12 protein-coding genes are annotated in these 12,980 nt (G+C 40.3%); 6 read left to right on the forward strand and 6 right to left on the reverse strand.

The genetic code is table 11. The features are described from left to right. Positions 1-129: 129 nt before the first annotated feature. On the forward strand, positions 130-1,179 hold the full coding sequence (locus tag AACU98_RS16670) for a hypothetical protein (protein ID WP_004248923.1): 1,050 nt from the start codon (positions 130-132) through the stop codon (positions 1,177-1,179). A gap of 40 nt (positions 1,180-1,219) precedes the next feature. Here the strand turns inward: AACU98_RS16670 and degS are convergent, their stop codons facing one another. The 3 genes from degS to zapG form a co-directional block, all read right to left on the reverse strand. Then, positions 1,220-2,290 (reverse strand): outer membrane-stress sensor serine endopeptidase DegS, encoded by a 1,071-nt coding sequence (gene degS / locus AACU98_RS16675; RefSeq protein ID WP_017628225.1) that lies wholly within the window; start codon positions 2,288-2,290, stop codon positions 1,220-1,222. A 191-nt stretch (positions 2,291-2,481) separates the two neighbouring features. Further along, a complete protein-coding gene (gene degQ, locus AACU98_RS16680) occupies positions 2,482-3,873 on the reverse strand; it encodes a serine endoprotease DegQ (RefSeq protein ID WP_161735242.1) in 1,392 nt (463 codons plus the stop codon). 233 nt (positions 3,874-4,106) lie between these two features. Next, the gene (gene zapG / locus AACU98_RS16685) at positions 4,107-4,511 is read right to left on the reverse strand and encodes a Z-ring associated protein ZapG (RefSeq protein ID WP_004245287.1); all 405 of its coding nucleotides are present in this window, start codon (positions 4,509-4,511) and stop codon (positions 4,107-4,109) included. Between the two features lie 202 nt (positions 4,512-4,713). Here zapG and zapE point away from each other — a divergent pair, with 202 nt between their 5' ends. The 5 genes from zapE (at position 4,714) to sspB (ending at position 8,911) form a co-directional block, all read left to right on the forward strand. Then, positions 4,714-5,832 (forward strand): cell division protein ZapE, encoded by a 1,119-nt coding sequence (zapE, locus tag AACU98_RS16690; protein WP_143475661.1) that lies wholly within the window; start codon positions 4,714-4,716, stop codon positions 5,830-5,832. Between the two features lie 449 nt (positions 5,833-6,281). Then, positions 6,282-6,710, forward strand: a complete 429-nt coding sequence (gene rplM / locus AACU98_RS16695) for a 50S ribosomal protein L13 (RefSeq protein WP_004245285.1) — start codon at positions 6,282-6,284, stop codon at positions 6,708-6,710. A gap of 15 nt (positions 6,711-6,725) precedes the next feature. Further along, positions 6,726-7,118: a 30S ribosomal protein S9 gene (gene rpsI / locus AACU98_RS16700; RefSeq protein WP_004245284.1), complete on the forward strand. Its 393-nt coding sequence runs from the start codon at positions 6,726-6,728 to the stop codon at positions 7,116-7,118. 635 nt (positions 7,119-7,753) lie between these two features. Further along, positions 7,754-8,395, forward strand: a complete 642-nt coding sequence (sspA, locus tag AACU98_RS16705) for a stringent starvation protein SspA (RefSeq protein WP_004245282.1) — start codon at positions 7,754-7,756, stop codon at positions 8,393-8,395. 6 nt (positions 8,396-8,401) lie between these two features. Further along, positions 8,402-8,911 (forward strand): ClpXP protease specificity-enhancing factor, encoded by a 510-nt coding sequence (gene sspB / locus AACU98_RS16710; RefSeq protein ID WP_004245280.1) that lies wholly within the window; start codon positions 8,402-8,404, stop codon positions 8,909-8,911. A gap of 78 nt (positions 8,912-8,989) precedes the next feature. Here sspB and AACU98_RS16715 read toward each other — a convergent pair whose 3' ends face one another. The 3 genes from AACU98_RS16715 to dcuC all read right to left on the reverse strand — a co-directional run bounded on the left by AACU98_RS16715 (position 8,990) and on the right by dcuC (position 12,720). Next, a complete protein-coding gene (locus tag AACU98_RS16715) occupies positions 8,990-10,015 on the reverse strand; it encodes a MerR family transcriptional regulator (protein WP_049216740.1) in 1,026 nt (341 codons plus the stop codon). Positions 10,016-10,165: 150 nt separating this feature from the next. Beyond that, positions 10,166-11,431, reverse strand: coding sequence for an amidohydrolase (locus AACU98_RS16720; RefSeq protein WP_017628228.1), 1,266 nt, complete (start codon positions 11,429-11,431; stop codon positions 10,166-10,168). Positions 11,432-11,445: 14 nt separating this feature from the next. Then, positions 11,446-12,720, reverse strand: coding sequence for a C4-dicarboxylate transporter DcuC (gene dcuC, locus AACU98_RS16725; RefSeq protein WP_004245277.1), 1,275 nt, complete (start codon positions 12,718-12,720; stop codon positions 11,446-11,448). Positions 12,721-12,980: the final 260 nt, after the last annotated feature.

The raw sequence follows: 12,980 nt of genomic DNA on the forward strand, positions 1-12,980 counted from the left end.
ATCATTCTAAATGAAATTAATAAAATAATACCTATGGTAATTCTTTGATAGCAGGATACAGTAAAGAAAGTCAGCCTGTGTTAGATAACTCTTTATTAACCGCTTATCAATAAAAAAGGAAAAAATGCTATGCAGGTCACAAGGAAACAAGAGCGTGTTATTCGTCAAGCACTTGATCATTGGCAACAATCTGGTGAGCTATCAGCACAACAGCATCAACAACTAGAAAGTACATTACAACGGCTTCCCTTTGATTGGAAAAGATTGAGTCGCTATGCTTTTTGGATAGCTATTGCCTGCTTAATTATTGCTGCCGTTAACCTTTTTAGTGATACCGCGTTAATTCATTATCTTATCGAATTATTTAGTGTCTCTGAGATTATGCGTGTGGTATTTCCTGCACTTATTGCTGGTATGTTTTATTTTTGGGGATTTAAACGCCAACGCAAAGAAATACTATGGCATTACAGTACTGAGTTTATTCTCTTTTTAGGGATATTATTTACGGCGGTTTTTCTTTGGCAACTCGGTGAGTTGTTAGATGATGGTAGTGGTAATATTGCGCCACTTCTTTTAATGGGTTGCATTATTTATGCTGTGATTGGTTTTATCAGTCGCTCTTCATTAGTGTGGTTATTTTTCTTATTAATGTTGGGCAATTGGTTTGGTGCAAAAACGGGTTATATGTCCGGTTGGGGCGCTTATTGGCTAGGCATGAATTATCCTATTCGCTTCGTGTTATTTGGCTCTGCATTATTAGCGGGATGCTATTTTTTGCAAAATATTTTAATGCGCCGTCGCTTATTTTTTATGACAAAGATAATGGGACTGTCTTATCTCTTTATTGCGTTGTGGATCATGTCTATTTTTGGTAATTACGATCCGGATACGTGGTATTACATTTCAAGTGTGCAGTTATTACCTTGGGCTTTATTATTTGCTGTTGTTGCTGTCATTTGTATTTATATCAGTTTAAAAACCGATGATGGCATGTTGAGAGGCTTTGGACTAACATTCCTTGGTATCAATCTTTATACCCGCTTTTTTGAATATTTCTGGAATAGCTTACATAGTGCAATTTTCTTTTTTATCTTGGCTATTTCACTGATTTTTATTGGACGTAAAGCAGAAAAAATTTGGCATGCCATTGAAAATAGCCGCATGGTAAATAAGCAATAATGTCGTGAATAACAAGGTAACTCGCGAAAGTTAGCTATGGCTATGACTCTGGCTGATATTCTGAAATAGTGACATCAACATTTATTTCATTACCATCACGTAATAAGGTTACCGGTAAAACGGTACCAGGACGTGTTTCTGCAATATAGTCCATCATCTCCATAGCTGATTTAGCCGGAGCATGGTCGATACTTAAAATAATATCGCCTGTTTTCATTCCCGCTTTATCAGCAGGACTATTGGGCGTAATGCGGAAGATACGTAATCCTTGGATCTGTTTAATATCGGTATTTGAAGAGCGAATTTTAGGTAGTTCTTTCGCGGTAATACCAATAAAACCACGAATAACTCGCCCATCACGGATAAGCTTATTCATAATTTTTACGGCTAATTGTGTTGGAATAGCAAAACCAAGTCCTTCCGCACTGGGGCGATAGCCATTGTAGGTGCCTGAATCAAAGGTCATGGTATTAATACCCACTAACTCACCTTCAGTATTAATCAGTGCCCCCCCTGAATTACCTTCATTAATTGACGCATCGGTTTGAAGGAAGTTTTGGTAACGTGTTGGGCTTAAGCCGACACGTCCTGTGGCACTAATAATACCTTGTGTGATCGTTTGCCCAATATTAAATGGGTTACCAATGGCTAAAACGACGTCACCCACATGAGAAATACGCTTACTATTGATGGGGATGGTAGGTAATTTTTCTGCATCAACTTTTAACACTGCAAGATCGGTTAAGGGATCTGAGCCAATCAATAACCCTTCGTAGAGATCACCATTTTGCAAAGCCACAATAATTTGATCTGCATTATTAATAACGTGCTGATTGGTAAGAATATAGCCCCGCGGATCCATAATCACCCCCGCACCTAGCGAGGTAAGCTCGCGCCCTTCTTGAGAAAAGCTTCCCATTGTGCTGCTGTAGACATTAACTACCGCAGGTGCCGCACGGCGCACGGCTTTGTTATAGCTAAATGGGGCATTAAGAAAATCACCATTAATCAGGTGTTCAATAAAGATAGGGCGGATAGAAGGTACCGCAACCAAAAGAATGGCAGCTGTTAAAACACCAATCAAGGTAGATCGCAGTAGCTTGCTTAACATAAAAATCCTGTATTTATGTTTGAATAAGAGGATAGCGTCGTAAGTGTCATGAGAATAGCACAGTTTCGCTTTTGAAAGGATATGTCAGCGTAGAAAATCGTTTTTTAGTGATATGAAATCAAGAAAAAAACCCTATTACCGAAGTAATAGGGCAGAAAGGAACAAATAAATTAGATACTAGTAAGTGGGGTTTAACGCGAGCTGTTACGTAACAGAAGATAAATTTCTTCGTTGCCACGTTTAATGTTTAATGCAAGAACCGGTGGTTTAGCATCGATGGTTTTACGTAAGTCACCTAAGGAGCCAATTGGCATATTGTTGATACCAATAATAAGGTCGCCTTTTTGTAACCCCGATGCTGCTGCCGCTGAGCCTTTCTCCACAGAATCTACAGCAACCGCTTTAACTTGTTTGTTAACATAGTTACTGAGTGTTGCCCCTTGAAGTGCGGGAGAGAAGTTATCCGCTCGCGTTGCATCTGCTGATTGTTTCTCTAGTGTAACTTTGACATCCATTGGTTTTCCTTGGCGGATCAAACCAATCAGGATCTCTTTACCTGGTGGTGTTGTACCAACTTTTGCTTTTAATTCAGCAAAGCTATTAATGCGTTTACCATCAATAGAAATAAGGACATCACCTGGTTTGATACCGGCTTTAGCTGCGGAAGAGTCCGCCAATACTTCACTGACAAAAGCACCGCGTTGGGCATCAATTTTAAAGGATTTCGCTAAATCAGCATTCATTTCAGTGCCGCGAATACCTAAAATACCGCGTTTTACTTCACCATGTGTAATCAGTTGTTGGCTGAGATCACGCGCCATATTACTTGGGATCGCGAAACCAATACCAATATTGCCACCACCTGGTGCTAAAATTGCGGTATTAATACCGATAAGTTCACCATTGAGATTAACTAAAGCACCACCAGAGTTACCACGGTTAATTGATGCATCAGTTTGAATAAAGTTTTCTAACCCTTCCAGATTTAAACCACTACGACCTAAGGCTGAAATAATACCGGAAGTCGCGGTTTGACCTAAACCAAATGGATTACCCACAGCAACCGCAAAGTCACCAACACGTAACTTATCCGAGTCAGTCATTTTAATGGCGGTTAAGTTATTGGGTTTATCAATTTGTAGTAGAGCGATATCTGTTTGTGGATCGCTACCAATTAATTTGGCGTCAAATTCACGGCCATCATTAATTTGGAGTTGAATTTTATCGGCTCCATCAACAACGTGATTATTGGTTAATACATAACCTTTTTCAGCATCAATAATCACCCCTGAACCTAAGCCTTCAAAAGGGCGGATGCTTTGTTGTTGTGAAGGGAAATTTGGACCAAAGAAAAATTTAAACTCTTCTGGAACCTGCTGGCTTTGCACTCGAGTTCCAGAAACATGCACACTGACCACAGCGGGCAAGACTTTTTCTAGCATCGGAGCCAAGCTAGGTAGTTGTTCTCCAGATGGCATTACCGAAGGCAGGGCGGCCATACTGGTTGCCGGGAGAGTAGAGAGTGATAAACCAACACTCATCGCTAATGCGCTAAGTAGTAATTTTCTTTTTTTAGTCAACATGAATATGAGTCTCTTGATCTTGATATTGTTATCAAAAATATTTATTGCTCAATATGAGCTCGATGTTACTAAGACATATAGAAATAAAGGAAAGTTCATTGGTAAGCTATCAGTAGGGCTTTCTTTTACATGGATTTACAAGACAATAGCTATCTTTAAACCGTCCTATTAAATCATTAACTTTTTACAAAATAATATAAAATAAACGCCACAATAGTTGTGGCGTTTGTGTGTTAATCATCTTTTTTATCGGTAGGTCTAAATAATCCAGATGCCCCTTCGGAATAATCACGTGGCGGCATTTTGATCGGGGATTGATCATTGGCTGCCTCTGATTCACTTAACCGATAATTAAATGGGTTATCTTGAACAGGCATGTCTGGCATTAACTCATTGGAGCTTTTTGCCATGTGTTGATAAAGTTGGCGGTAGTCTTTCGCCATATTGTCCAGTAGTTCAGCACTTCGAGCAAAGTGGCTGACAAGCTCGTTGCGATATGTATCAAGTTCTTCTTTTTTAGTATCTAATTCTGCTTTTATAGCATCTTGTTGGCGCATGGTTTTATTACCATAACGCATTGCCAGTGCGCCGATAATAAGACCAACAACTAATCCAATCAGTGCATAAACCCAAACCATGGCAACTCCTTTTCATCTAATAGTGAGGACGATGGATTCTTATAACATCATAACCGCTAAAAGGCATGGGTGGAATAATATCCTTAAGCTTAATATGAAAATTCCTGTGTTACATCGATGTTAAAACAATTCTTACTGCTTATAATAGAGGCATTCGCAAGGTATTTACTTATGTCAAAATTTTAAGGATAAGAGAGCATCCATGACCGTTAGCACGCCATTATCACTTTATGAAACCGCGTTACAGCAGGGGGATTATCAACCTGATGAGGTTCAGCGACAAACCGTTCTCCATCTGCAACAGTTATACCATGCATTATTAAACCGGACATCACCAGAAAAAAGTTCTATTACTCAGCGGTTGTTAGGAAAGTTTCGTGCGAAAAAAAGCACAATTGTCCCTGAGCGTGGTGTTTATATGTGGGGAGGGGTTGGGCGAGGTAAAACCTGGTTGATGGATATGTTCTATCAAAGCTTACCCACAGAACGAAAACTGCGTCTGCACTTTCACCGCTTTATGTTACGGGTGCAAGATGAATTAAAAGGCTTACAAGGGCAAGAAAATCCACTGGATATCATTGCTGACGGCTTTAAAGCGCAAACCGATGTACTCTGTTTTGATGAGTTCTTTGTTTCAGATATTACTGATGCGATGATTTTAGGAACATTACTTGAAGCGTTATTTGCCAGAGGTATTACTTTAGTGGCGACATCTAATATTCCCCCTGATGATCTCTATCGCAATGGACTACAACGAGCACGTTTTTTACCTGCTATAGAACAAATAAAAAACCATTGTGAAATTTTGAATGTTGATGCGGGGATTGATTATCGCTTAAGAACATTAACTCAAGCCCATCTATTTTTATCTCCATTAACAGAGTATAACCGCCAGCAGATGGATAAAATTTTTACTCAGCTTGCCAGCAGTAGTGAAGTTGTATTCGCGCCCACATTAACCATTAATCATCGTCCAATGGTAATGAGAAAAGTGGCTAATGGTGTACTGGCGGTTAACTTTGATACGTTATGTGTACAAGCGCGGAGTCAACTTGATTATATTGAATTATCAAAGCACTATCACACTGTGTTGCTTTATGAAATGGTGCAGATGGGGAGTAGAAATGAAGATGTTGCCCGTCGTTTCTTAGCATTGGTTGATGAGTTCTATGAGCGTAAGGTGAAACTAATTATTAATGCTGATGTTGAGATGAGCGAGATTTATCAAGGGCAATTTTTATGTTTTGAATACCAACGTTGTTTATCGCGTTTGCAAGAAATGCAAAGTGAAGAGTATCTTTCACAGCCTCATCTCGCTTAATTGTTAAAGAAACTCTGTTTTGATTATGGTAGGATGGCGCTCATTGTAACGCTTGATGCTATTGATTGTTATAAAAATGGCAAAACGGTACTTATTAAGTGATTACAATCGCTTTGGCAAGGGAGAATGCTTCTCTTCAGGTGGTAATAGTTGATGACAGAGATGGCGAGTAGGCTAACAAAAATAGCGCCATAAGGTATTTTTTGCTGAAATATTGAAAAAGAATCCAATTGTTTTTCAATTATGACTCGATTTTTTTTTCTGACTTCTCTATAATCTTGCGACCCCACGTTGCAGCAAGTTTTTTATTTCCCAAAAAACTCGCATTTTAGAGTCAGCAGTGCTACTCGAAGGGGTAGGTTTGCTGGACACAAGAGTCGTGTGAACCTCAATAGCATTTGAACCGAGTGTTCACCAACGTGTAACTAAACATTGGGTAATTTTCAATAATGAAAACTTTTACAGCTAAACCAGAAACCGTAAAACGCGACTGGTATGTTGTTGATGCAGACGGCAAAACTTTAGGTCGTTTAGCAACTGAAATCGCACGCCGTTTACGCGGTAAACATAAAGCGGAATACACTCCGCACGTTGATACTGGTGACTACATCATCGTTTTAAACGCTGAGAAAGTAGCGGTAACTGGTCATAAACGTACTGACAAAGTTTACTACCGTCATACTGGTCACGTAGGTGGTATCAAGCAAGCGACTTTCGAAGAGATGATCGCCCGTAGTCCTGAGCGTGTAATCGAAATCGCGGTAAAAGGCATGCTGCCAAAAGGGCCTCTGGGTCGTGCTATGTACCGTAAACTGAAAGTTTACGCAGGCGCTGAGCACAACCACGCGGCACAACAACCGCAAGTTCTGGACATTTAATCGGGATAATAGGCAATGGCTGATAATCAATACTACGGCACAGGTCGCCGCAAAAGTTCTTCCGCACGTGTCTTCATTAAGCCAGGTAGCGGTAATATCGTAATCAACAAACGTAGCCTTGAAGTTTACTTCGGCCGCGAAACAGCACGTATGGTTGTTCGTCAACCGCTGGAATTAGTTGATATGCTTGGTAAACTGGATTTATATATCACTGTTAAAGGTGGTGGTATCTCTGGTCAAGCAGGTGCGATTCGTCACGGTATCACTCGTGCACTGATGGAGTACGATGAGACTCTACGTTCTGATCTGCGTAAAGCTGGTTTCGTTACCCGTGATGCGCGTTCTGTTGAACGTAAAAAAGTGGGTCTGCGCAAAGCACGTCGTCGTCCACAGTTCTCAAAACGTTAATTTGTTATCTTTTAGATATCAATTTGATGTTGAAAAACCCGTCTTTACAGGCGGGTTTTTTTATTTTTAAAATTGTTTTGAAAATGTGGTGTTGTGGCCGAAAAAAGCATGGATTAAAAGCAGATCAAAAATACGTTTTTTTAGAGTTTAATCCTTAATATCTTTTTTTTATGATATTATAAACTTAGTTTTTGTGTATATTAGCAGATTGAATTGAATTATTCGCATTGTTCACCCTAAGTGACATGAAATCTGATAGAATAGCCTGCTTTAGTGTCTTTCTTTCGACGATTTCTTAATGCTGCATGCTGCCTATGGCCATTTTACTGTGGTTAATGTCCATAAAGAATTTGACAGTCATACCAAAACTATTATGACAAATTGATATTGTGATTGTTTTGGTATTGCTTGATTATGATATGTGCCGCAAAGACAAACGGTTTTTTGAACCTGTAAAATACAATTATCTTAGGATAAGACTATTATGCAGGTGGTACTCAATGTCGTACTCAATGAAGTTAAGTTATTTATAACTTTTTAAGTTAACGGCATGAGTGCGTTTGTCTTGTAGGAATGGGGGAATGGAAGATGCATAAGCATGTTTGTTCCTTTAATTGATTAACTTGGAGGTTTTCATGGCTGTCGCTGCCAACAAACGTTCGGTAATGACTTTGTTTTCCGGTCCGACTGATATTTTCAGCCATCAGGTCAGAATTGTCCTTGCGGAGAAAGGTGTCAGTGTTGAAATTGAACAGGTTGAAGCTGGTAATCTTCCACAAGATCTTATCGATCTTAACCCGTACCAGAGTGTGCCGACTTTGGTCGATCGTGAACTGACTTTATATGATTCACGTATTATTATGGAATATCTTGATGAACGCTTCCCTCATCCTCCTTTGATGCCAGTGTATCCTGTTGCTCGTGGTAGTAGCCGTTTAATGATGCATCGCATTGAACAAGATTGGTACTCTTTAATGAATGTTATTGAAAAGGGTAACGATCAACAAGCTAATGCAGCACGTAAACAACTCGCCGAAGAGCTATTGGCGGTATCTCCGGTATTTAAAGAATACCCTTATTTTATGAGTGAAGAGTTTAGCTTAGTGGATTGCTACCTAGCTCCTCTCTTATGGCGTTTACCTGTATTAGGCGTGGATTTAAGCGGTGCAGGTGCGAAAGATGTACAAATTTATATGCAACGTGTTTTTGAGCGGGATTCTTTCCTTGCGTCATTAACCGAAGCAGAGCGCGAAATGCGTTTACCTTCAAGAGGATAATAGAGCATGGAGATTAAGGATATGTCTCCGCGCCGTCCGCATTTATTGCGTGCGCATTATGATTGGATCCTTGAAAACGAGTTAACCCCCCACTTAGTGGTAGATGTTAATGTTGTGGGTGTTCAAGTCCCTATGGAATATGCGCACGATGGTCAAATCGTACTAAATATTTCTCCTTTTGCGGTAAGTCATCTTGAATTGATGCCGCATCAGGTACTATTTAGTGCAAGCTTTGGTGGTGTACCTCGTAAAGTGCGCGTACCTATGGCGGCTGTAATAGCAATATATGCGCGAGAAAATGGTGCGGGTATGATGTTTGAGCCAGAGCCAGCCTATGAGGAAGGTTATACACCATCATTGGTGGATGATGAGCAGCAAGACGGCAGTTCAGCTTCGGCCACTGAAGGACTGTCTTTAGTGAAAGATGAGACACAGGCTGAAAACCCATCTTCTCCAGATGATGATCCTGAGCCTCCTCGCCCAACAGGTCGCCCATCATTGCGTGTAGTGAAATAAATAACGTTTTTATTTTCATTGCATAAAGCCCAGTTAAATGCTGGGCTTTTTTATATCTATTTGATTTTTCAATTAACGCTATTTTTGCACTAGCAAACTAATAGCCGTAAATAAATATTGACCAATCTCAGGTGTCATCCATGTACCTTTAGCGATTTCATGATCAGTTTGATAAATGGTACGGATCTTGGCCTGAATATCACTATCACCCTGTGTAAACTGATTGAACATATTTAGCCACATCTTAGCGAGGTTTTGCACCTGCTCTGAATCTGCTTTTTCTCCGCAAGTGAGTGCATTATATAATCCAGAAATAAGCTCAGGCCAGACACTGCCAGCATCAAAATAGTGCTGATGTACTACGGCAAATTGTTCCGGAGTCAGATGAGGTTTAAAAACAGATAATTGATATTCGCTAAAGCCTTTAGCAACAAAATCTATCATCTGTTTAGTAATACCGGTAGCCGTCGCAAACTTATCATCAGAAATATGCATTTTATTTAAACGGACAAAAAAGTCGGGATTTCCCCCTGTATCTTGCTCTAAAGCTATCATCCACTCTCTTGAAACTTGCATGGCTTCATTTGAATCGGCAGATTTACCTTGTTTAATCAAATTATTGACGGTTGAAATACGCTGTTGCCATGCTTGGCTTTTTAATGTGTGTGCAGTATAGAGGGGTAACTGCGCTAATTCAGAATAAGTAAAATATTTATCGTACATAGACATCATCTCCAATAAAGAAAACCAGTCATGTTGCGTAAATGGAGTGCCTGTTTGTATTTGTTGTTGAACATGCTCTAGCTGATAACGCAATTTGGCAATTTGTTGCATTTGCGTGGTTAATTGGCTAATGCGCTCTTCAATTAAACAAGCTATCTCTGCACTATGACCATTAAGAATATGACCGATGTCTTTCAGTTTGACGCCAATTTGACGTAGCATTTGAATTTGCGTTAATCGCTCTATGCTTTTCATATCATAGAGTCGATAACCTGCATCGGTTCTTGCAGTCGGTTGCAATAAACCTATCTCTTCATAATGATGGAGAGTACGGATCGTTAATCCCGTCTTTTTAGCGATCTCTCCTACTTGAAATAGCATATCTTCACCTCCTGTATGTCATGCAGGTTAAAACCTCACGTAACGTAAGGGTCAATAGGTTAATTTAAATTTTTTTGTACGATAAAACAGCATAAAAAAACGCCCTATAGTGATATAGAGCGTTTTAATGAGTCAATTAAATAAAAGAGATTATTTCAGTAATTCTTCTAAACAACCCGTATAAAGATTTACCGCAGTCATCAGTTGTTGTTCATCAAAATCAAAGCCTGCTTGGTGATGTCCGGCAGTTCTATCGGCACCAACAATAAAGTAAAGAGATTTACCACCACAGCGTTGTACTCGTTTTGCTAACACCGTTGCATCTTCACTTCCGCCGAATGGACGGGTTGGGATCGCAGTGAGTTCTGGGTGTTTACCCACCACTTTGGCCATCACATCAATCAGTTCTTGGTCATTGGTTAAATCAACCGCTTCCCCCATCACTTCGCTTTCCATTTCTAATTGGAAGCTATGTGCGGCACCTTCTGCCATACGTACAGCATTGGCAGCCATAAAGCTATTGATCTCTTCATTCTCACCACGCACTTCGATTTGCATTTCGGCATTGGCAGGAGTGACGTTACGACCTTCACCAGCTTTTAATACCCCAATATTAATACGAGACATCCCCTTACCATGGCGAGAGATCCCCAGCATTTGTGTTGCGGCATGGCAAGCGCCTGCTAATGCGTTACGACCTAGCTCTGGCTCTGCCCCCGCATGAGAAGGCGTACCTTTAAAACGGAAATCATATTTAGTGGTACATAAAAAATGAGTTGGGTTAAGAACGATTTCACCACTATTGGCGATAAAGCCTAAGTGTGAGCCTAAGAAGTAATTTGCATCATCAGCAATGCCACTTTCCGCCATTGCTCTTGCACCACGAACGCCTTCTTCTGCGGGTTGGAATAAAATTTTTACTTTACCGCTCACTTTATCTTTATTGTCGACTAACCAGTGAGCAACCCCTAAACCAATAGTAATATGACCATCATGACCACAAGCATGCATTTCGCCTGGATGACAAGAGGCGAAATTTTCTACCTGTGGACGATGTTGAGTCTCTGTTGTTTCTGTTACCCCAACACAGTCAATATCAAAACGCAGTGCAACAGTAGGCCCTGGTTTGCCACTATCGAAAATAGCGACACAACCCGTGAGCTCTTGCATTTCATCAAGCAGTGCTTCGTCAACATGGTGTCTTCTTGCTACCGCCAATCCTTTTTCAACCACTTGACGACGGCGTCCAAAAGCAAAGTCTTGGTTAATAACTTCAGGGCCGACTTTAACTTCTAATCCTAAGCCACGTAGCACTTTGACGATTTTGGCAGTGGTTAAAAATTCAGACCAGCCAATTTCAGGGTATTGGTGAAATTCGCGACGCCATTTAATTAATTGTTCTAGTGAAACTGACATAATCATTTCTCCACTTATAACATGAATAACGCAACAGCGATGACGCCGATAATCATACCCGGTGCAGTACGTTTTGCGATTTCCATAGGGTTGATATTGGCAAGACCAGCACAAACAATGGCTGCCCCTGCTAATGGTGACATTGTACGACCTAATGCGCCTGATAATGCTGCTGCCATACCCATGTCAGGAATTTCATAACCAAATTGTGCAGCGTGTGGTGTGACGGTTTCGTTGAAAGCAAATGCTGCAGCATCACCAGAGCCAGTAATAATCCCCATTAAGAATGGCCCTAATGTACCACCCCAACGGGCAAATTCAGGTGAGTGAGTTAAGAAGTTGATAAAGGCATCAATCAGACCTGATGCTTTTAGACCGGCTGCAAATACGGCTGCTGCGATAATGATCCCCAGCACATCCCCATAAGCATTACCCATCCCTTTAAAGAACTCTTTAGTAATTTGAGCCGGATTGGTTAATGTGATGATCAGTGCATAAATAGCACCAATTAACATTGCTGCTGGCACAGATAGTTTAAAAGTACTAAATGTTTCGAAGAAAGGCAGTATTAATAGAATTAATGGGATAAAAGGCGCAGTTGCATATAAATAATTAGGGCGTACTGCTTCTGGTGTTGCTTGAGAAGATGAGTTGGCGACATCTGTGGCTACAGAAGAGACTTTAAACTCTTTTTTCACTAAAGCGACAACAGCGAGTGAAACAGCTGCTATTGCTCCTGCCATTAAACTATATGGGCTATGGCGAGCGATTAAATCGACGACTTCCATATTGGCCATATTCGCCACAAAAGCGTTATGTGACATACCAGGGCTTAACATGGAACCGATAGTACCACATAACACCGCACCACCTGCGATTGCGGGGTGAATACGTGCCGCGATTAATAACGGAATAAGTGTTGCACCAACGGCCGCTGCACATCCGGCTGCTGATGGGATCGCAATATTAATAAAATAAGTGACGATCACGGTTGCTGGAATAAGAAAGAAACCAAGACGAGTCAGGACTTTTGATAAAACATGGACTAAGTGCATATCGCACTTGGTGTATTTCATCACGTAGGCAAAACCCATACTTGAACAGATAGCTTGAATTAATGATGATGAAACCATGCGATCACTAAATGCAGTGAAAGCATCGAGCGGTGTCAGACTTAAAATACATAACAATAAGCCGGCACCGATCAATACCATACGGGTTTCATATTTTTTTATTAGCAAATAGACCGTTACGATAATAACGGCTACGGCTATAAGTTGCATCACCATGGTGATCCCCTAGTTAATTATGACAATGTGCTTAATGAATAAAATAACCCAATATCAATAAGTTATATTTTTCGGTAAAGTTATCAGGTAATTCCATTATGAAGTTGCTAGGCTGACAATATTTGATTGTTATCAAGTTTGCGCACTGAAATAAAATCTATTTTTTTAGACTGTGATGTTATTAACAATTGCAGTCAAATAATGATGGACAAAAATTAGCGTAAAAGTTAAATAAAAACAGATAAAGTAAAAATTAGGAA

Origin of the sequence: Proteus sp. G4380 (genome assembly GCF_963885725.1) — a bacterium.
In the GTDB taxonomy this organism is placed as follows: Bacteria; Pseudomonadota; Gammaproteobacteria; order Enterobacterales; family Enterobacteriaceae; genus Proteus; species Proteus mirabilis.